The sequence below is a fragment of the Flavobacterium sp. CSZ genome (genome assembly GCF_015350725.1).
Lineage (GTDB): Bacteria > Bacteroidota > Bacteroidia > Flavobacteriales > Flavobacteriaceae > Flavobacterium.
Window position 1 is genome coordinate 1 of record NZ_JADKPQ010000026.1, and the last position, 23,773, is coordinate 23,773.

7 protein-coding genes and 1 tRNA gene are annotated in these 23,773 nt (G+C 32.4%); 2 read left to right on the forward strand and 6 right to left on the reverse strand.

Features of this window, described 5'->3' with window-relative positions; genetic code table 11:
- From IRZ78_RS23090 to IRZ78_RS23110, 5 genes are all read right to left on the reverse strand, one after another.
- On the reverse strand, positions 1-2,646 hold a 2,646-nt coding region (locus IRZ78_RS23090; protein WP_194619387.1), incomplete at its 3' end, for a condensation domain-containing protein.
- A gap of 14 nt (positions 2,647-2,660) precedes the next feature.
- The gene (locus IRZ78_RS23095; protein WP_194619389.1) at positions 2,661-5,054 is read right to left on the reverse strand and encodes an outer membrane beta-barrel family protein; all 2,394 of its coding nucleotides are present in this window, start codon (positions 5,052-5,054) and stop codon (positions 2,661-2,663) included.
- 59 nt (positions 5,055-5,113) lie between these two features.
- Complete coding sequence (locus IRZ78_RS23100) at positions 5,114-17,029, reverse strand: non-ribosomal peptide synthetase (protein WP_194619391.1); 11,916 nt, start codon at positions 17,027-17,029, stop codon at positions 5,114-5,116.
- A gap of 488 nt (positions 17,030-17,517) precedes the next feature.
- On the reverse strand, positions 17,518-19,539 hold the full coding sequence (locus IRZ78_RS23105) for a tetratricopeptide repeat-containing sensor histidine kinase (protein WP_194619393.1): 2,022 nt from the start codon (positions 19,537-19,539) through the stop codon (positions 17,518-17,520).
- A 64-nt stretch (positions 19,540-19,603) separates the two neighbouring features.
- Complete coding sequence (locus IRZ78_RS23110; protein WP_194619395.1) at positions 19,604-19,837, reverse strand: hypothetical protein; 234 nt, start codon at positions 19,835-19,837, stop codon at positions 19,604-19,606.
- A gap of 302 nt (positions 19,838-20,139) precedes the next feature.
- On the opposite strand from IRZ78_RS23110, the gene IRZ78_RS23115 reads away from it, so the two are divergent.
- On the forward strand, positions 20,140-20,808 hold the full coding sequence (locus IRZ78_RS23115) for a response regulator (protein WP_194619397.1): 669 nt from the start codon (positions 20,140-20,142) through the stop codon (positions 20,806-20,808).
- An 811-nt stretch (positions 20,809-21,619) separates the two neighbouring features.
- Here the strand turns inward: IRZ78_RS23115 and IRZ78_RS23120 are convergent.
- Positions 21,620-22,837 carry a hypothetical protein gene (locus IRZ78_RS23120; RefSeq protein WP_194619399.1) on the reverse strand — a complete coding sequence of 406 codons (1,218 nt, stop codon included), beginning with the start codon at positions 22,835-22,837 and terminating at the stop codon, positions 21,620-21,622.
- A 764-nt stretch (positions 22,838-23,601) separates the two neighbouring features.
- Here IRZ78_RS23120 and IRZ78_RS23125 point away from each other — a divergent pair.
- Positions 23,602-23,689, forward strand: a tRNA-Ser gene (locus IRZ78_RS23125).
- The last annotated feature ends 84 nt before the right edge of the window (positions 23,690-23,773 follow it).

The following is a 23,773-nucleotide window of genomic DNA, read 5'->3' on the forward strand; positions in this document are numbered from 1 at the left end:
TACAAAAGGGTTCGTAACAAATTTCTCTGCTGTTAGTTGCGGCATATTTAAATACCCTCTAGCAATACCGGCACCTGAAACATATATTTTTCCTGAAACACCTATAGGCAATGGCTGTTTTTGCTCGTCTAAAATATAAATTTGAGTATTTGAAACAGGGCTTCCAATAGGGATAACGCCTGTTTTATTGGTATCTACCTTCCAAGAGGTACTTACAACTGTATTTTCAGTTGGTCCATAATTATTGTATATTTCTAATTTTGTTTGTTTATTAATTACTAATGCCTCTCCCCCAACTAAAAGCTTAATGTTAGCAAGGGCAAGATCTCTATTGATAAGATCGTTACAAATTGCTGTTGGCACATAGCTATGTGAAATGTTGTGATTCTGATAAAAATCTACGAGTTTTTCCGAATTAAATCGGATTCCCTGATCGTTAATAGGAAACAAAGAACTTCCTTTAATTAAATAAGGGAATATTTCCCATACAGATGCATCAAAGCCAACACCTGAGAACAATGTGCTTTTACTAAACGCTGTAATGTCAAATTCGGTAATGTGCCAATGGCATAAATTAATTAGACTTTTATGCTCTATTAAGACTCCTTTTGGATTTCCGGTTGTTCCAGAAGTATATATGGCATAGGCCAAATCATGAGAATAATTAATTTTTTCAATATTTAATTTAGAATATTTCCCGATCTCACTATAGATCAGTTCTACTTCTGTTTGATCAATTAATAGCTTAATGTTACTATCACTTTCAATATAATCAATCCTGTCCTTAGGATATGATGGATCAATTGGGATGTAAGCAGCTCCTGATTTTAATACTCCCAGTATAGCAACAATCAAGTTGCTGCCTCTCTGCAACTTTATACCTATAAAATCATCTGCTTGAATGTTGTAGTTATTTCTTAAGTAGTTCCCTATCTGATTGGCTTTTTGGTTTAGCTCTTGATAAGTAAGTGTATTATTTTCAAATACAACGGCAATATTATCAGGAGTTTTAGCGGCTTGTTCTTCAAACAACTCTATGATAGTCTTGTCAACAGGGTAATCAACATAAGTATCATTAAAGTCATATAATAATGTGCGTTTCTCGGCTGATGTGAGATAGTTTAATGATTGTACAGAAATTATAGGATGTTTAACAATATCTTCTAAGAGAACAGAAAAATGACTCAGAATAGCTTTTACAAAATCATAATTATAAATATCTGTATTGTAGGTAATGGCTAAACTTAATTGATCTTCATTTTCCTGAAATGCAAATTCTAAATCAAACTTGCTTATGGTATTTTCTTCGAGTTGAAGTTCTTTTATCTGTAAGGAGTTAGTTTGCAATAACTGACCAGAATTACCTTTATTTTGAAGCGTCACCACCACATCAAACAAAGGGTTACGGCTTATGTCTCTTTTTATAGCAAGCTTTTCTACCAATTCGTCAAAAGGATAAACCTGGTGTTCGTAAGCATCGAGTACTATTTTTTTAACGTTGGTCAAAATGGCTTTAAAATTATCATTACCATCGAACTCTGTTCTTAAAGCCAGAGTATTGACATAAACCCCTATTTGATTTTGCAATTCTGCATACTCTCTTCCTGCTATCGGACTTCCAATTATGATATCGCTTTGTTGTGTATATTTATATAATAATACATTGATAACCGATAAGAGTCCCATAAATAATGTACTGTCCTGAGACTTGCAAAGGTTTTGAAATTCTCTGTAAAGATCAGTACTAATATTTTGTATTATGAAGTTTCCGTTATATGTTTTTACAACCGGACGAGACTGATAGCCCGGTAAATCTAATATTGGTAGATCTCCAGCAAATTTTTCTCCCCAATAGTTTTTATGGATATCATTACTCTTTTGTTTTAACTGATTTTGCTGCCATACCGCATAATCTTTATATTGTATTTGCAAAGGATCAAGTGGAAGTACCAAATCATTAGCATAAAAATCATACAAAGTAAACAATTCATTTATCATCACTTCCGATGACCAGCCATCACTAATAATATGATGCGTTACACAAACAAAAGTATAAGTGTCGTGAGATGTTTTTATTAATTTGGCACGAAGCAGCGCATCTGATGATAAATCAAAAGAAAAATTAGTTTCAGCCTCAATTATTGATTTTAATTTCTCTAAATTATTTTCCTGATGAAGAACTTCTTCATATTGCAATTGAAATTTAACATGCTCAATATCTAATATAACTTGTCTGATTTCTCCAAGATCATTTTCTTCAAAGGATGTTCTTAAAGATTCATGGCGTTCAATAAGGGCTAAAAAAGCTTTTTCAAGGAAATTAATGGACAGAAATCCTTTCAGCTCAAAAACACCTGGCATATTATAAATAATGCTTTCTTTCTCAAATTGATTTAGCAACCACATTCTCTTTTGAGAAGAAGACAATTCATAACTGGATTGTTTGGGCGCTTTTGGAATTACTGAAGTTGTATCATTTTCATTTTTATACAAGGCAATGAATCTGATTAACTCACTTTTATGTAATTTAATTTCATTTAACAAATCTTCGGTCACCACACCCTTAGGTGCCTGAATATTTAGTTTTTCATCTACTAAATCAATTTTTACATTGATTTTATTTAGTTTTTTAAGTAGTGCTTGCATTTGTTCTGGTCTTATTAATTTCCTGTTCTGCCTTTTTCCTCTTCATTACCTGTTTTTCTCTGTCTGGCCTTAATATTGTTATTACCAAACTTATAGTTCACCGATAGCATGATAGATTGCGTATCATAATAGTATTTGAAATTTTGGTAAACACCATTTACCGTTGAATTTCCTGTCACTTTTTGTGTTTTAAATAAATCACTTGCTCTTAGTAGAAATTTTAAATTTTTATTTAACAAGAGATATTGAATACTCAATGAAGTAGAGCTCATAGCCCCATTTTTATAAATTCCGTCTATTCCTGGAAAACTGTACCAATAATTTAAATTTAGCAGCCAGGTTTTATCCTTGTTTAATACAAAATCATTGCTGGTAGAAATTCTGGAATTAAATCCTTTCCGTGCCGGAGCAAAAGGCAAATCAGAGGTAGAATTGGCATAATTTAAATCCAGGGCATTATTACTCATCCACCATTTAAATTTATCATACACATAATTCTCAGAAATTCCCCATTTTCTGGTATTGATATAATTTTCGTTCGTAAATCGAATAAAATTGGTATCCGGATCTGCTATTGGAATCTGGGAAAATAAATTATCTTCATAACTGAAATAGAGCTTACTTTCTAAATTTTTATACGTATAGGTTAGTTCTAAATTATCTACAAATGCAGGTTGCAGAAACGGATTGCCTTCAATAGTCTGAAAAGGATTTACAAAATAGAGATTCGGATTTAGCTCATAAAATGAAGGCCTGACAATCCTTTTACTATAACTCAGGCTAAATGTAGAATTGTCATTTGCTGCAAAAGTGATGTAAGCGGTTGGGAAAAATTTAATATAATTATTTTTATTGGTCTGTTCAAGGCTTGCTGCAAAGGTTGTAGTCTGGGTGGCTTCCATCCTTAAGCCAAACTGACCTTCCCATTTTTTATTAAATTTTTTATTTCCTGAAAAGTAAAGTGCCTGTACATTTTCAGTATATTCAAATTGCTGTTTTACCACCGGAAGAGCTGTAACAGGATCATTAACTAAACCGCTATTGAATGAAAAAATGTCATTACTTGCCTTTGAATTTGAAATTTTTCCTCCAAAGCTCAACACAGCCCATTTTACAGGAAAGTCAACATCTAGTTTACCGGATAAATTTCTGATATCCTGATTATTATTATTTATTCCGGCATAATATTGTTGCGAAAAAGGATTCTCGACAATAGATATCCCGTTATAGCCTTTACTATCAATAATGTTATAATTAAAATAGTCAAGGTTCAATGTGATTTTTTTTCCGGTTGTATCAATTTTAAATTCATTGTAAAGATTTAAGGAGATGATATCCGGATTTTGACTCACCTTTCCATCGGACTTTAAAGAACTTATTATAGCATTGGTTGTATAATCATAAACCGGTGTATAAGGACTGTCTGTAACTTTAATATTGTTACTATTGATCAGGAATTGACTTCCAATGACCCACTTTGGCGAAACCTTATATTCAATATTTAAATTTCCATTAAATATCTCCCCCTTCTTTTTAAATGGTGAACTTGTATACCATAATCCATCCGGAAAATGGGCATAATCATCTTGTTCAATATATCTGGTTCCTTCTCTGTAATTAAGCCCTGAGGAGATACTTACCTTGTTTTTATTATAAGTAAAACTGCCCATTACAGAACCATCGCCATATTTTCGCTGTGTGTAACTGGATCCTATTAATGCATTCCAGGAATCCTTTTTAGCTTTCTTTAATTTTATATTCAATAAGCCGCTGTTTCCTGTTGCTTCATATTTAGAAGGTGGCATTGCAATTACTTCGATACTTTTTATTGCATCAGACGGAATCGATTTTAAATAATTTGCCAAAGCTTCATCTGTTAGCTGTACAATTTTGTCATCGATCATAACGGCCACATTACTTTTTCCGATAATGGCAATTTTATCATTCACTACACGAATTCCGGGAGTTACAGTTAGCACATCGATGGCATCGCCACTTGATGCATTGATTGAATTTTCGACATTAAAAACCAGTCGGTCTACTTTTCTCTCTACCAGCTTTTTTTTGCTAATTATGTTAACTGCTTTCAATTGGTTTATATCCTCTAGCTCAATATTGCCCAGATTTATATCCTGATTTAATTCGATAGAATTAGTGAAAATAATTTTGCTGCCTCTACGAATTTGTAATTTATACCATCCACGGGCTGCCGTTACTGTAAAAATTCCATTTTGATCTGTAAGTTCACTTTTTACTGCTAATGAATCTTTATTTATTAGAATTATCTCGGCATATTCAACAGCAATATGATCGGGATTAGTCACCTTTCCTGTAATTTTTGAATCACTATTCTGAGCCAGCAAAACAGTATTTATTAATATGAATAGTATGGTTAATTTTTGTTTCATGATAATTGAACTTTCTGGTATAATGGCGCAGGGCCATTATTTGGTTAGTTATTTAAAATTTATATTGAAAATATTTCTACATCTGCATCATCCTCATATGGGCTAAAACTCACTACGGCAGATAAATGAATGGTGTCAATAAGTGCGGCTTGCTCCTCTAAGACTGAATTCTTAAATAAGTCTGTTATAGAAATTCTCAATTCGAATTGTTTCAATATCAAACCAATCAATCGGGTGGCATTTAAACTATTTCCTCCGAGTTCAAAAAAGTTGTCTTTAACTCCAATTCTCTGAATTCCTAAAACTTCAATCCAAATCTTAATGAGCTTTGCTTCTGTCTGGTTTCTTGCCGGCATATACTCAACAATTGAAATCAATTCCATGTCTTGTGGGCTTGGGAGTGATATTCTGTCAATTTTACCATTTGGTGTTAAAGGCATATTCTCCAGTTGAATATAAAATGCAGGGATCATATAATCCGGCAAAAATTCTTTTAGGTGTAATTTAATATTCAAGCCTTTTAAATCCAGCTTACTAATCAAATATGACAATAGTAGCTGATTGCCATTTGCATCTACCTTAACCATGACAACTGCAGCATCAATGAAAGGTATTTTTAATAAGGCATTTTCTATTTCACCTAATTCTATTCTGTATCCTCTAATTTTTACCTGATTATCATTTCTGCCTAAAAATTCGATTTCCCCTTTAGCATTCCACTTTCCTACATCTCCTGTTTCGTATATCAAATCCGTATTAGAAAATGGGTTTTTAATAAATTTTGCCTCTGTTAACTCTTGATTTTTATAATATCCTTTTGCCAATCCATCTCCTCCAATATAAATGACTCCTAGGGTTCCAACAGGTTTTGGTCGTAAAAACTGATCCAGGATGTAGAACTGCGTATTGTGGATTGGTTTACCAATGTTGGATGCTTGTTTTTTGTAAAGGATTCTTTTTATACTCGACCAAATGGTCGTTTCTGTTGGACCGTACATATTCCAGACTTCCATAGAACTGCTGATCATTTTCTCTGCCAGGGCTTCACTTAATAAATCACCTCCGCAGAGTACTTTCAGCTTATCATCTCCAGTCCACTCTGCATTAAACAGCATTTGATAAAAACTCGGTGTAGCCTGAATTATAGTGGGTTTTAAGTCTTCTAATCTTTGTATTATCAAATTCGAATCCTGTAGGACTTCGTTACTGGCAATGTAAAGTGTCGCGCCTGAAATTAAGGGTACAAAAAATTCCAAAATAGAAATATCAAAGGAATAGGTTGTTACGGAAAATAAGAGATCTGTTGCGACAACTCCCGGCTTATTTTGAATGCTGGTAAGGAAATTAAGCAGCGACTCATGCCCTATCTCAACTCCTTTTGGATTTCCCGTAGAACCTGATGTATAAATTATGTATGCAGTATCTTCAGGAGAAATTCTTTTTAATTTATCTCCATTAAATGCCCCTATTCCAGACAAAATGTTTTCTAAATTAAGTACTGTGATTCCTTCGGGTTGCTCTATGTTGTAATTATTTTCACTTATAATCATCTCTACTTCACTATTTGCAATAATGTAGCGTAAACGCTCTTTTGGAAAATTAGGATCTAGCGGAATATATGCTCTTCCTGCTTTTAATATTCCTAGTAAAAGGGCTACCATAGTGGCAGATCGATCTAATAATACTGCAATTGGAGATTGATTTATATCGCCATAATGATGCGTTAGATATTGGGCGATACGATTGGATACTTGATTTAATTCTTCATATGAATAGGAAATAAGATCATCTTTTAAGGCTTGCTTCTGTGGCAAATTTTCTGCTTGTTTTTCGAACAAATCCAAAATTGTTTTGTTTTTTGGATATACAGCATTTGTATTGTTGAAGTCTACCAAAAGCTCTTTTAGTTCGGCCTCTTTAAGGTAATCCAATAAACTTAAAGCACACTGAGGCTCAGAGACGATACTTTTTAAAAGTACTTCAAAGTGATTGAGAATATTGCTGATGAATTCTTCCTTATACAGATCAGTATTGTATATCAGTACCAGATCCATCCCATTTAGAGTCTCTTCAAAAATGAATTCAAGATCAAACTTGCTAATATTATTTCGGTTCGTTTTATATTCTTTTATGGTAAAATCGCCCAGTTCATTAAGATTAACTTTAAGATTATCTGTATTTTGAAACGCCACCATTACATCAAATAATGGATTACGACTCATATCTCTTTTTAATGGTAATTGTTCTACTATTTCATCAAATGGATAAATTTGATGTTCGTAGGCTCCCAGGGTAACTTCTTTTACTTTTGCTAATAATTCTTTAAAATTAGATTTGGCATCAAATTGGGTTCTTAAAGCTAATGTATTGACAAACAAACCAATTTGGTTTTGCAATTCATCGTCTTCTCTTCCTGCTATTGGAGTTCCTACTATTATATCAACCTGATCGGTATATTTATAAATCAAGGTATTTACAGTTGCAAGTAATCCCATAAACAAAGTTGTTCCCTGCGAGAGACATAACGTACTGAAATTTTTAAGCAGTTGTTGATCATAGCTCTTAGAAAGGGATTTTCCTGCATAGGTTTTAATGGTTGGTCTCACCTGATAGGTTGGTAAATTTAGTACCGGTACTTCAGTATTGAATTTTTTTAACCAATAAGATCTATGGGCATGGATTGCTTCACTTTGTAATTGATCTTGCTGCCAGACTGCAAAATCTTTATATTGCAATTTTAGTTCTGCTAATCCATGTTGGCGCTCTTTTTTATTAGCATCATAGAGTACAAACAATTCATTTATTATTACCTCCAATGACCATCCATCACTTATAATATGATGCATTACACAAATAAATGTATAGTTTTCAGGAGCTGTTTTTACTATTTTGGAACGAATTAATAAATCTGAAGACAAGTCAAAAGTATGTCCTGTTTCTTTCTCAATAATAGTATTTAAATTTTCTAATGCGTTTTCTGCTTCACTTAGATTTTCATACTTTAATTGGAAATTAACTTGATCTGCATTCAGTACAATTTGCCTAACATCATCTTCGCTTTCTTTAAATACAGTTCGCAATGATTCATGTCGGTTAATCAGGTCTTTGAAAGCCTTTTCTAAATGCGGTACTGAAAAATCACCTTTAATCTCAAAAATGCTTGGCATATTGTATGCTGTATTTCCACCTTCGAATTGACTTAAAAGCCATAAGCGACGTTGAGAAGAAGATAACGGATAGCCTGATTGTTCCTGAGCTTTGGAAATACTCTTATAAGATGACTTTTTTGATTGGACAATCAATTTCAACTGATCTTCAAGAATCATATTAGAGAATATTTCCTTGAAACTGATTTTTACTTCAAATTCTCTGTTGATGTTATTCAATAATTTTGTAACGCTCAAACTGTGGCCTCCTAATTCAAAAAAATCATCTTTAATTCCAATTTTTTCAATTCCCAATACCTGCTCCCAAATTCTTACCAGTCTTTGCTCCAGATCATTTTTCGCAGCAACATATTCTCTCGACAATGAAATTCTTGAATCTTTGGGACTTGGTAATGCATTTCGATCAATTTTTCCATTTGGAGTCAAGGGTATAGTATCTATCTGAACAAAATAAGACGGTACCATATAATTAGGCAAAATATGCTGTAAATGTGCTATTAAATCAGCTACTTTTTGCTCTTCTTTACTCACTACATACCCCACAAGATATTTTTCTGCCGAAACGTCACTTTTAGCTAAAACTACACAAGACTCAATATTTTCTTTTTGCTGCAGTGCATTCTCAACCTCACCTAATTCAATTCGATAGCCTCGTATCTTAACCTGATTATCTTTTCTGCCAATAAAATCAATATTTCCATCTGAAAACCAGCGTCCCATATCTCCGGTTCTATAAAGCTTCTCAGTGCTTTCAAAGGGGCTGGTAACAAATTTTTGAGCCGTTAAATCAGGGTTATTAAAATACCCTCTTGACAAACCGTCGCCTCCTATATAAACCTCACCATAAACTCCTGAAGGAACTAAATTACCAAAAGAATCAAGTATAATTATTTTTGTATTAGAAAATGGTTTTCCAATGGGTGTAAAGCCATTTAAATCTTTTTTATAATCATCATAATAAGTAGAGTCAATTGTCGCTTCGGTCACCCCATAACTGTTAATAATTCTAATAGAGTTGCCTAATTTATCTTTTAATGCATTATAATCCTGGTTATTAAAGCTATCGGAACCAAAAATTAATATTTTAAAGAAACTGTAGTCTTTATTCTCACTATTGATATATTCCATTAATGGCAATAAAAGACTTGGCGTACCTTCTAAAATGGAAATTTTTTGCTCGTGCATTAATTCATACAAGTGCTCGGGATTTAATTTTATGTCATTTGAACAAATGATCATTTTACCTCCGGTTAATATCGAGCGGCAAATATCTCCTACAAAAACATCAAATGATATACTTGCAAGCTGTAATAAATTAACCTCTATTTGATTTAGGGCATAATGTGTTTTCCAGTTTTCACAAATACTCACTACGCTAAAATGCTCTACCATCACTCCTTTTGGATTTCCGGTCGTTCCAGAAGTGTAAATTACATATGCCAAATCATGGGGCTGAGTAATTCTGCCAATGTTTGTTTTAGGATAATTGTCTTTTATTTGCTCAAATTCATCCAGCCTTGTTTCATCTAATACGTCTTTGCAATTACTGTCCCTTTCAATATAATCGATTCTTTCCTGTGGATAATTAATGTCTATTGGCACGTAAGCAGCCCCTGCTTTTAATATGGCTAAAATGGTGATAATCATGCGTTGGCTTCTATCGAGCTTGATCCCAATTAAATCATCTGATGCAATTTGAAAATTCGCTCTGAGGTAATGTGCCAGTTGATTCGATTTTTCATTAAGCTCCCTGTAGGTTAATTCTGTTTTTTCAAAAATAACAGCCATAGCATCGGGCGTTCTCTGAACTTGTTCTTCAAACAAATCCACAATGGTTTTATCTTTAGAATAAATTATTTCCGTACTATTAAAATCAACAAGTAAATTTTGCTTTTCATCGATTGTTAAATAATCAATTTCCTGTATTAATGCTTTGGGATGATCTATTAGTGTGGAAAGAAGATTCTCTAAATGGACAAATATTCTTTCTATCAAATAGCTGTCATAGATATCTGTATTATACTCTATTGTTAAGTTTAATGTTTCACTTTCCGTGAAAGTAAAACTAATGTCTAATTGTGAAATATCGCTTTTAAATTCATAATCAGTAATTGCAATGCCAGAAAGTTCTTCGGTATTAATATTGCGTAATTGTTCCTGATTTTGAAGTACAACCAAAACATCAAATAAAGCAGAACGCCTTGTATCTCTTTTTAAATTTAATTTGTTTACTAAGGCATCAAAAGGATAATTTTGATGATCATAAGCGTTTAATAATTTTATTTTTTGAATTTCGAGCAAATCCAAAAAGCTGGTTTGTTCATTTAATTGCGTTCTAATAGCAAGTGTATTTAGGTAAGGTCCTATCTGATTTTCTAAATCCGGATGCTCCCTGCCTGCAATGGGAGTACCTATAATAATATCATGCTGACCTGTATAACGGTGTAACAAAGCATTTATACCCGCCATTAGTGTCATAAATAAAGTAACATCACACTGATTTGAAAAAACCTGAAGACGCTCTAAAAATAAAGCAGGAAACTCATGTGTTATATGATCTCCATTGTAGGATTGAATCAACGGACGTGTTTTAAAGCTTGGTAAGTCCAGTACCGGTAGTTCACCCTTAAATTCCTCAAGCCAGTACTGTTCTGATAGCTGGTATTTTTTCTGTCCTAATTCCTTTGTAAGCCATAGCGCATAATCCTTGTACTGAATGTCTAAAACTGGTAAACCAATCTCTTTATCCTGTAATAATGCATTGTATATTTTTACAATTTCTGATATTATAATCTCAATTGACCATCCATCACCAATGATATGATGAAGAGATAAAAAGAATATGGATTGTTGTGGTTCGATTTGAAGTAAAGACGCTCTTATCAGAGGAAAAACTTCTAAATTAAATGGTGTATTGAGTTCTGCCTTAAGGTAATTTTGAACCTTTTGATTTTTATCTTCTTGTAAAGAAAAATCCTGTTGATCAATTTTGAATGCTATATCATCTGTGCCAATAATATACTGACCAACTTCATCCTGCTCATTTATTTTAAAAGTGGTTCTTAAGATTTCATGACGATTAATGAGTATTTTAAATGATTCCTCAAATTTTGCAACATCAATAACACCACTCAATTTAACAGCAGCTGGCATGTTATAGGCTAAAGATCCGCCTTCAAGCTGGCTTAAAATCCATAATCTGCTCTGTGATGCACTTAAAGGATAAGAGGCATTTTGCATTGCTTTTGATATTGGAGTATATTGATTTTCAGTTAGCTGATTACTAACACCTTTTATAGTAGGATTTGTAAAAAAAGCTTTAAAAGATATGGTTTTACCTAATTGTTTGTGAATTCTGTTAATTGTTTGTGATACAATCAAACTGTGTCCGCCAAGTTCAAAGAAATTATCCGTAACACCAATTTTTTCAAGTCCTAATACATCCTGCCAGATCAAAACGATTTTTTTCTCCAGCCTGCTCACCGGTGCCACATAGGATTTACGAACAACATCTTCTGATGAAATTTCAGGAAGTGCTTTGCGGTCGATTTTTCCACTTGAAGTTAACGGAAAATAGGGCAATGAAATATAAAATCCAGGAACCATATAATCTGGAAGTATGCCCTGAAGGAAATCTCTAAGGGCTGTTTTATCCAAAACCTGATCTGTAACTATATAGGCTGTCAGGACTTTTTCTGAGTTTAATTCTTTGGCCATTACAACTACCTGCTGTACATTACCATAAGATGCAATGGCATTTTCTACCTCTCCCAGCTCGATTCTGTTACCTCTTATTTTAACCTGATTATCAATTCTTCCTAAATACTGGATAGAACCATCTGAGCGCCATTGTGCAATATCGCCTGTACGATACACCTGATACCCCTCTCTGAAAGGATCTGCTATAAACCGATCTTGTGTGAGTTCGGGAAGATTCAAATAACCTCTTGCTACTTGTATTCCTGATATTAATAATTCTCCAGGAACTCCAAAAGCCTGCAGTATTAGCGAATTATTAACAATATATATTTTTGTGTTGGCTATTGGTTTACCAATACTTACACCTTCCTTAGTGAGGTCTACCGCACTTAAATTTATAGCCGTGACATCAATTGCCGCTTCGGTTGGACCATATAGATTATGTAACTGCGCTGCAGGAAATTTTTCTTTGCATTGCTGTGCAGTGGTAATAGTTAGTTCCTCGCCGCTGCAAACAATATCTTGTAGAGAATTTGCTTTTCCTTTTTCTACATTCTCTAAAAATGACCCCAGCATTGAAGGTACAAAATGAATTATTGTAACCTGCTCTTTATCGATTACTTGCTGTAAATAGGCTACATCTTTATGCCCTTGGGGTTTTGCAACAACAAGAGTGCTTTTGGTAATAAAAGGCAGGATTAGTTCCCATACTGAAACATCAAAAGTATAAGGGGTTTTTTGAAGAAAAACTTGCCCATCGTTCACCTCCAGATATGATTTCATCCAAAGTAATCTGTTGTATAAACCAGCATGGTGATTCAATACTCCTTTTGGTTTTCCGGTAGATCCCGAGGTATAAATACAATAGGCCAAATGATTTAAACTTACCTGAACCGAGGGTTTTACATCACTTTTTTGCTTCGATCTGGATTGATCCATTTCATTCTCATCAATACAAATCTTAAGATTGGCATCTTTCACTATATAATCGATTCTGTCCTGAGGATAGCTAACATCAATAGGAACATACGCGCCTCCGGATTTTAAAATTCCAAAAACAGCCACTACCATCCTTTCGCTTCTCTCTAACTTTATACCAACCAAATCATTAGCTTCAATGGCATAATTCTCTATTAGGTAAGCCGCTAATTGGTTTGATTGTTCGTTTAATTGGCGATAAGTTAATTGAACATCTTCAAATATAACCGCTGTTTTATCAGGTGTTTGAAGTACTTGCTCTTCAAACAAATCGATTATTGTTTTATCCCTTGGGTAGGCAAGGTCTGTATTATTAAAATCAAATAATAATTGGTGCTTTTCCTTATCTGTTAAATAATCTATCTGATCAATAGGCAGTAAAGGCTGCTCTATTAATTTAATAAGAAGGTTTTCAAAATGATTAAAAATTCTTTCGATAAGAGAACTTTCATATAAATCTGTATTATACTCTATTTCAAGATCCAGTCCACTGGTTTCAACAAACCTAAAACTAATATCGACCTGAGAAGTTTTGTAATTAAAATCAAAATTACTAATTGTGATCTCTGAGAATTCTTCGGTATTTATATTTTTTAACTGTCCCTGATTTTGCAATACCACCAAAACATCAAATAAAGGAGATCTGCTTGTATCTCTTTTTATATTTAATTTGCTTACCAGGACATCAAAAGGATAATTTTGATGATCGTAAGCACTTAAGAGCGTTTCTTTTTGCGCTGTGGTTAAATCTGAAAAATTGATTTTTTCTTTTATGTTTGTTCTAATAGCAGCCGTATTTAAATACAGTCCCAATTGATTTTCTAAATCAGGATGTTCCCTTCCTGCTATAGGGGTTCCAATGATTATATCTTCCTGGCCAGTATATCTGTACAATAATGCATTTACAGCAGACATTAAAGTCATAAATAAAGTTACATCCTGATTTGCAGAAAATTTCTTTACTTTATCTAAAAAATTTTGCCCAAAAGTATGTTTAATCGTGTTTCCATTGTAGGTTTTAATTAACGGACGTGTTTTTACACCTGGCAAGTCTAATACCGGTATTTGATCAGAAAATTGTTTTAACCAATACTTTTCAGATGCTTGGTATTTTTCTTCTCCTAGCGCTTCATTAATCCATAAGGCATAGTCCTTGTATTGAATTTTTAATTCTGGTAAATTGATCTCATTACCTTGCTTTAAGGCATTGTAGGTTTTTACAATTTCAGACATTATTAACTGTACTGTCCATCCATCACCAATGATATGGTGCAGGGATAAGAAAAACAAGTGGTTTTTATCGTTTAATTTAATCAGGGAAGCTCTTAGCAAAGGGGCATTTTCTAAGTTAAATCCAATACTGTTTTTAGTCTCTAAGTAATTAGAGATTGCTTGTTGCTGATTTGTAACTACACTATAATCTTCTGTGCTTATGCTAAAATTTACCTCTTGTGCAGGTAAGATAAATTGCTCAACGTCTCCTTGCTGATTTGCTTTAAAATAAGTTCTTAAAATTTCATGACGATTTATCAGAAGTCTAAATGCCTCTTCCAGCTTATCACTATCCACATCCCCATAAAAGTTTACAGTTCCCGGCATATTATATGCTAAAGACCCCTCTTCTATCTGGCTTAGTAACCAAAGCCTGTTTTGAGAAGCAGTTAGAGGATAAGATGGTGCTTCTGGCGCTTTGGGAATTGCAAGATAACTGCTGTTGTTTAACTGCAAGCTTATTTTTTCTACAGTAGGGCTAGAAAAAAAAGTTTTAAATGATATTGTTTTTCCTAAAGACTGGTTTATTCTGTTAATTACCTGTCCTACAATTAAGCTATGTCCCCCTAATTCAAAGAAATCGTCTGTAATACCTACTTTTTCAATACCTAAAACTTCTTCCCATATTGCTACTAAATCTTCTTGAATTTTATTGCCTGGAGCCCTATATTGTTTTCTGATAATAGTCTCGAAATTTATTGCAGGGAGCGATTTCTTATCTATTTTACCATTAGTTGTTACAGGCAATTTTTCTAATGCTATATAAAACCCGGGAACCATATATTCTGGTAATCTGTTTTTAAGAAAATCACGTAAGGCTGACTTATCTATAATGGTATCGGCTACCAGATAAGCGGCCAGAACTTTTTGCTCATTGTGCTCTGTTAGGGCAACAACAACCTGTTTAATAGTATTGGAATACTGCAAAATTGTGCTTTCAATTTCCCCTGGTTCAATTCTAAAACCATGTAGTTTTACCTGATGATCTTTTCTGCCTAAAAACTCTATCATACCATCTGCCAACCAATAACCCAGATCTCCGGTATCATACATTTGCGATCCTTCAATAAATGGATTTGAAATAAACTTTTCATTTGTAAGTTCTGGTTTATTCAAATATCCTCTTGTCAAACCAGCTCCGGAAACATATATTTTTCCCGAAACACCAATTGGTAAAGGCTGCAATTCTTCATCTAATATATAAACCTGGGTATTGGCAATGGGTTTGCCTATTGGGATAATCGATTTGTCTAAATCATTTCCAGTTACTTTGTATATAGAGACACAAACTGTACATTCTGTAGGGCCATAGGCATTGTAGTAATCGATTCCAAGTGCTGTCACGCTTAGCGCTTTAAGGGTATTGGCAGATTCCCCGGCTGTTATAATACATCTTAGCCCTGAGATATCAGTATCAGAGAGTAATTCTAAATAACTTGGCGGGAAAGTTACAACAGTGGCGTTAGTCTCTTTTAAGAAACTTACAAATTGTTTTTTTTCTTTGATGGTGTCCTTTGAAGGAATGCACAAGGTAGCACCGCTGTTCAAGGTCATTAAAATCTCTGATATTGAAGCATCAAAGGAAACCGAGGCAAACCATACGATAGCATCTTTTTCTGTAATTTCAAATGATCGAATTTGATCCAAAAACATATTTATCGTACTCTGGTGTTCCACCAATACGCCTTTTGGCAATCCTGTAGAACCAGAAGTGTAGATTATATAAGCTAAATCTTTAGGCAGTATCACTGTATCGGGATTATTAGCGTTATATGCTTCTAACCCTATTGGATCTGCAGAGATTAATTCGCATAGATCAGTGCTTGGTTTTTCTGTATTGGCATAGATCAGAAGCTTTAAACCGCTGTCTTGTATTAAATAATTGATTCTTTCAATTGGATAATCTGTATCAATTGGCATATAGACGGCACCTAGTTTTAAAATCGCCAGAAAAGCAACTATTCCCAAATCAGATTTAGGTAAATACACACCAATAATATCACCTGTATTGATTTGATGCAAAGCAGAAATGTAACTTGCAAATTGATTGGCTTTTTCATTTAACTCCAGATAAGTTAATTGTTTAGCCTCATATCTAACAGCTATATTTTCCGGAGTTTTGGTTACCTGACTCTCAAATAAATCAATAATATTTTTATCTTGCGCAAATACTGCAGCTGTTTTATTAAAATCTACTGTAATGTGATGTTTTTCATTTTCAGATAATAATTGATATTCAGATAAGTCAAGATTGATAAAAAGCTCCAGATTTACAATGAAAAAAGTAAAATGATCAACCAAATACTGTAACACATTTTCCTTTATGAAACCTTCCTTATAAGATGTTATAATTTTTATCCCACCAATCTCATCTAATCGTATGTCTAGTAAAACTCCATTACATTTTATTGGATTGGTCGCGTTAAAATTCAAACCATAATTAGAAAACCGGTCTAGATTACAATTTTCCTTATTTGTCAAAAAAACAGTATCAGCATTCTCTAATGTTTCAAGAATCTCATTTTTTATATTTTGAAGATACTCTTTAAATGACATTTTCAGATTTGTTGAAAATGAAAAAAATAAAGGATTTTTCTCCTCATAGCAAGATACAAGAGCACCGTCAAAATTGTTTACTAATCTTTTAAGCAAAAAGCAATAAACAGCATTAATTACAGTATATTGAGCAACTAAGTTTTTATTGGTAAGTTTATTAAAGTAATTAATTTTATCTACATCAATAATAATAGTTTTCTGAGTAATTTCATTTTGACCTGACTCGTTGAATTGTTCTCTCCCTGATGTTTTTTTGTTCCAATATTTTGAGCTAAAACTATTTTTATTTGGCTGGTGGTTCATATCCATAAAATTTTAAATTTTTATTTTGATCAAAAACAATTTCTGTATTCTTAGAGGTTTTAAAATGTTTTTTTGAGGATTGTCTGTCTTTTCTATACCAGGTTGCAACTAATCTTTCGCAGATATAACTTTTAGTACAAGTCTCAAATAATAATTTTAAATCGCAATTATGATTATTATTTTAGGCTAAATTAGGTACATAGGTTATTTAAAAATTACGGGGTTTTTAACTAATAATTACGGGTGTGCCTATTTCTTGACAAGAGCGTATTTTTTTTTCTGATCAAATTGCAAGGCAACACTAATCATTCATAAAAATTAAACTAACAAACACATTAACAATGGATTTAAACAGAAATAAACTTTTTCAATAAATTTTCAACAAGCAGATGAAATGAAAGGAAAGCCTCTTTTTTAAACAAAAAAAAACGATATTGAATATTCAATATCGTTTTTTTTGCTGTAAAGTATTAAAAAGACTAAAACATTTAAATGGTAAAAGTTATTTCAATTTTTGTGCCTGAGCCTATTTGAGAATCTACATTAAAATGTCCGTCCAGAGATTCTGTTCTTTCTCTCATATTACTTAATCCAATACCGCTTATTTTACTTTTTATATCAAACCCGTCCCCATCATCTGTAATGGTCATTTTTAAAGAATTATTTTCTTTCTCAAATTTAATATCGCAATTTTCCGCATTTGCGTATTTATTAATATTCAAAATAGCTTCCTGAATAATGCGGTACAAATTTATTTTATAAATATTTTGTATTGCCACCCAATCCACATCTTCATTGTTACTATATTTAAATTGCGTATTGCTGATATCCTTTTGATTTTCAATTAAATTTAATAACAGAAGATTAAAATCATTTCCATCCAATAAAGAACTATGGCTTAAATCGTGCGATATTGTTCTTATTTCATTTTCGATATTTTGGAGCTCGAAAATATAAATTTTTCTTTTTTCAATAATTTCCTGATCACATTTAGAATTAAAAAAACCCAGATTCATTCGAACACCATAAATTCTATTCATTATACCGTCATGAAGTTCTTTTGCAATTTTTGATTTTTCTTTCTCTTTTGCATTGTTTATTTTTTCATGCTGCTCCATCAAAAGTGAATATACTTCCTCACTGGCTAGTTTTTGTTTCTTTAAAAACTGTAATTCCTTATTTTTATATTTAGAATATCTCAATATTAGAATTACCAGTAGCAGTAAAACTAATACGAACGAAATTATTAAAATATAAAAATTTTCCTTTGTCAAAACTTTATTTTCATCTTTAATTCTTGAAGTTTCATACTCAATTCTTGCATACTTCTCATGAGCATTTTTTTGAACTACATTAATACTATCACTGATTTTTATATAATCTGTAGTATAACGCAAGCTATTTTCTTTATCTATTTCAGAAAGTAATTTATAAGACATTAAAATTTCATTGCTGCTATTGAGTTTAATTGCCAACTCATTGGCTTCTTTTATAGTTTCAATGGATTTAATTGTATCTTTCTGAGTTAAATAATATTGTCCCATATAAATTTTCTTATACAGTAAGTCGGATTTTACTCCAATACTATCCACTATTTTTAGAGACTTGGAAAACATTGATTCAACATTTTTATAATCTCCGCTTTTCATTTTAGAATAGGCAAGATTACTTAAAACATTGGCGTACAATCTAGGCCATTTTGTCTTTAAATCATTCTCTGAAACAAGAGTTTCTAATTGTTGTATTGATTTTGAGTATTGCCCATGTAAATCATATAAATTACAAATATTAATAATTGAGGTTACTCTATAATTATTAATAGCATCATCATTGATTTTCATTTTCTTTATCTCGCTAAGTGCAAGATTATGATACCTCAATGCTTCATCATAATTTACAAGTTTTTCCAAACAATTTCCCATCAATGTATAACATGAATATAACAATTGATGGTTCCCTGATTTTTTTAAATATTGTAAAGCTTTAGAAACTTCAATTTCACATTCTACATAATTACCATCATAAAATAAAACGTAGGCTTTGTTAAACAACATTCTTCCCACATTATCATAATCGCTTATTTTATAATATATTTTTTCGGCCTTTAGATAATAAAAATAAGCACTGTCTTTCTTTGAATTTTCATAGCAATCCCCAATATAATAAGAGGCTTTTGCTATTCTAACACTATCATTTGCCCGCTTAGAGAGTTGCAGAGCCTTAAAGCTAACAGACAAAGATTTATCTAAATTGTTGAGATAATAGTATTGTAATGCTACATCCAAATACAGATTTCTAACAATTGAATCGTTTTTTTTATTTTGCAATAAATCAAATATCGAATCCAGATAATGTTCTTTATTTTTTTTGGATAAATTTTCAATATGAATTTTATCAAATACGATGGTTTCATTTTTTTTGCATGAAAAAAATGAAAATAATATAAACAAACAAAATGTAATTCTGATCAGAGTCTTCAATGTCGAATTGATTTTTTTTAACAGTTTCAAATATACTATTTTGAAACATGGAAGAGCATCTAAACTAAAAATAAATCACAGATTTTTTTTACAATTATTTTTTAGGTGGTTTTGGGTTACTTGGTTCACCATCATCGTCTGCATAGGTTTCTTTTATTTGGGTTGAATCTTTTATTACAGTACGAATTTCGTTTTTCAAATTATCCTTTGGTAAAAATTCAGATTTACCGTTTTTGATCTCCGGCATTTCGTAATCATCATTGGTACATGAGGCGGTTAATATTGCAATTGAAACAAGTAATCCTGAAATTAGTTTTTTGCTGTTCATAATTTTTTATTAGTTGATTATTACTACAGCAAAAAAACGACGAACGGTAAAATAAAATGTACGGTAAATCCGTAACATTTCGTTTAATCCAGAAAAAAAATACATTTTAACTAATTACTAATCAACACATAACACATCTGTAAAAACTAAAAAATCACATTACGGTAAGTCCGTAATTTTTATTTTTATTTTAGGAATTAAATCTTTGGTATTTTTTAATATTAAAAAATAATGCTATTTTTAAAATTGTACGGAAAGTCCGTAATATTTATTAGATTTGTTTCAAATAGAATTAAACAAATATGAGTCTTAATATTTTAATCGTCGATGACCACCCAATGACGGTGGATAGTTATATTAACCTTTTATCAGATAATGTTTTTCAGGAAAATTTTCCAACTTTTATAAAAAGCCACAATTGTGAAGATGCCTATAACCAAATCATCTCGCACCAAAAGCAAAATATAAATATAGATTTTGCTCTCCTTGATATTAATATGCCTCCATACAAAGAATTAAATATTAACAATGGTATTGATTTGGCGGCTCTAATAAGACAAAAATTTGTTAATTGTAAAATAGTCCTTCTTACAATGAGAAGTGAGCCTTTGACTGTAGACAAAATTATAAAAGGAATTTGTCCTGAAGGATTTATATCAAAAAGTGATATCAATTTTGAATTATTTCCAATAATTTGCAAAAGTATTATAGAGGGAGAAATATTCAGAAGCAGTACAATAATAGAATCACAAAGAGAACTATTTAAAAAAAATATAAATTGGGATAATCACGATAATCAAATTTTAATCTTAATATCAGAAGGCGTAAAGACTGTAAACCTTCCAGATTACATTCCTCTTTCGATGAGTGCAATAGAGAAAAGAAAGGCAAACATAAAAGATCAACTTCTAAAAGGAAAAGGAAGTGATAAAGATTTAATTGAAAAAGCTAAAATTTTAGGTTTACTATAGACTGACCTTTTAATCCCTAAATAAAATGGAGCCTATAAAACTTATTTTTAACCAGAAAACACTAAGTTATATTTTATTAGGATCATTAATAGACTGGAGTGGATACCTTTTTTGCTACAAAAAGTTAAGGTAATGGATCTAAAAAGCTTTAAAATCAAAATATAAGTAGATCAAGCAGACAAAGGAGTAACTTTAAAACCCCTAGAGCTGCATGAGTTAAAAAAAACTAAGGATCAGGTGCAAAAGTGGACTTTCGCTGTGCAGAAAAATAACAAAAAGGCATCATGACCCAAATTGCAGCCATAAGTAAAAGATAATGGTGCCAAATTTACAATACCACTCCCATAAGACAGCACAAGACAGTATTAATTGGTATAGTATTTTAGTTTGGATAATAAGGTAAGACATATTCAATGAACCATTTTGCAGGCGAATCTGTTTTTAATTGTAATGATTTATCATAAAGTTCTGCTATCACTACATTCTGCAGTAGTAGAGCAAACTAATTGCTCTTCCAGATCACCTGCCCTTAATTTTTTTCCTCTGTATACCTTCTTTTTATTTAAGTATTTAAAGTACTCTCTTATTTTTTTAGACTTGTATAGTTTGCTAAAAAGATGAAATGAAGGTTAGTGCTTCAATGAAGTCAAAGAAAAACTTAAATATTTTCTCATCATTTAAAATGTTTCTGATGTAAACCAATAAAAAAGAGGCTGAAAACATTTCTCTTTTCAGCCTTATACTTTAACTTGAATACTATAACTACATAGCTAATGAACCGTCCGGCAAAATTCTATGTATGGAGGAATGTTTAAAAGCCAGGCAGTACCTGAATGCCAACCACAACTTTATTGCTTCTGATTTGCTCATCGCTTCCAAAAGCATTGATTATGGCTGATAATCTAAACTGGTTAAGCATAGTGACCCCTGCTATTATTTTTCCGTTGAGAAAAGCTTTTTCATTGTGCAGTCCCAAATTACTGTAAAACTCATTTGTGCCGACGGTATAGTTGGTATTTCCCTGCACAAAGAAATTAAATTTCTTATTATCGGAAGAAATTCCTAAATAAGCATTTAAACCCAGTGTTCCATTCCCTGTCGATGTATTTACATTACTGCTGAAACCTTCAAGATCCATTGCTCCCCTTAAATTGGCATATCCATAAAATGTAATCTGGTCGCCATTGTTCTGATTGGTTGTAAAGACTGGAAGAATCATATCTAAATAAAAGTTACCTCCTCCGTTAATTAAGCGGCTGAAAGCTTCCTGCTGCGTTTCTTTTTTTGTTTGATCTGCCGGCGATTCTTCTGAATCATCACTTTTACTGTTAGAAACCGAAAGCACACTGCCAAAAGAAAGTCTGAGAGCCCACATGTTATCAGTGACAACTTCTGTCTGCACCGCTGAGGCATCGCTATTGCCATTTAATGCAAATGAATTCAGCAGTATGGTTTTATCGGTTTTATTACTGTACATATCGTGAAAGAAGTTTTTCCTGTTTATCCTTTTAACTGTTGGGAAAAACCATGGAAATCTTCCTAAAGCGGCCAGTTTTTCATCTCGTTCTCTTTGAAGAGTTTCTATTTCCTGTCTCTTTTTAGCAATTAACTTATAAATGGAATCAATCTCGGCAAGACTAATTTTATCCTTCTTTAAATTCTCACCATATACACTATTTATGGTATCCTGCTTGTCTGTTATCATTTTATTATATTTACTCTCATAGTCCTTTTTTGGATCCACACTTCCGTATATATTTTTCTTTTTTTGAAGCGCTGCTATTTCAGTGTCATTAGATGCAACTTCAGCTGTAAATTCAGCCGTATTGCCCGCATTTTTTCCATCCGCAATCTGCTTTTTTAATTTACTATTACCGTCTTGCAATTTTTTGATTTTTCGATCAATTTTTTTTGTAAAAGATTCGCTGATATAGGACATGCTTTGTGACTCATTTATGGATGGCGTCTGAGCCTGCATTTCAAAAACAGAGAAAATGCATAATACAATTAAGATGTAATGTTTTTTCATGTTAGTTCATTTTTAAGGGTTAGTTGTTTAAAAGCAAAATAATTATAGATTTTAAAGGGTAAAAGATTATTTTACAGATCAAATATATAATTTTAACGCAACGTAGTTTTAGGTATTTATACCTAATTTTCTGATTAATAAACACAATTCTTTGTCCATTATGAAGCCTATATTACAACATGCTAATTTCATAATTGATTCCTTACTGAAAAATCATCTCTTCTTATTCACCTCCAGATGTCTCAGAGCGGGATCATCCAGAAGCTTGTCCATCCATAGATAATCTCCTGCACATCGCGTCTGATCTGTGTTAAGTTCTGGCCGATCATCCCATTGTCCAACTTTCTCACTGGTGGTATTTGGGTATAGCCTTCCTCCTCTTTCCTTAAAGCTTCATGATCGTTTAGGATAGAGGAATGAAAAGTCTTCAATTCTATACTACACTCCGCATTATCCGCGCCCCTGCCTAAGAGCATGAAATAAACCTGCCAAGGCATCGGATGAAATAGTTCTTTTTAAATATTATTGATTGCAGTAGAAGGATAGGATTTAAGAATTGGAAACTGGTAAGATTCTGTTGAAAAACACTTTACGGTTTCTAATTTAAAATAGTAGTCTTGTAAAATACACTTAAATTTTGCTTATGTTTCCCTTGTATTCACATGTGATATTATTTTCTTTGTAAATAGTTCAAAAAAAAATTTCCACAATCGAAAAAACCCCTTATATTTGCACTCGCAATCAGAAAATGATAGCGACATACTGGAGAAATGGCAGAGCGGTCGAATGCGGCAGTCTTGAAAACTGTTGACTGTAACAGGTCCGGGGGTTCGAATCCCTCTTTCTCCGCCAGTAGAAGTTTCAAAAGAAACTTTAAATCGGATAGGAACCTAGGGATTATTTCCCTAGGTGACCTTCCACACCACCCGGCATACG

Coding starts and splice junctions, on each gene's coding strand:
- IRZ78_RS23095 (WP_194619389.1), bottom strand. CDS start 5,054: ATGAAACAAAAATTAACCATACTATTCATATTAATAAATACTGTTTTG.
- IRZ78_RS23100 (WP_194619391.1), bottom strand. CDS start 17,029: ATGAACCACCAGCCAAATAAAAATAGTTTTAGCTCAAAATATTGGAAC.
- IRZ78_RS23110 (WP_194619395.1), bottom strand. CDS start 19,837: ATGAACAGCAAAAAACTAATTTCAGGATTACTTGTTTCAATTGCAATA.
- IRZ78_RS23115 (WP_194619397.1), top strand. CDS start 20,140: ATGAGTCTTAATATTTTAATCGTCGATGACCACCCAATGACGGTGGAT.
- IRZ78_RS23120 (WP_194619399.1), bottom strand. CDS start 22,837: ATGAAAAAACATTACATCTTAATTGTATTATGCATTTTCTCTGTTTTT.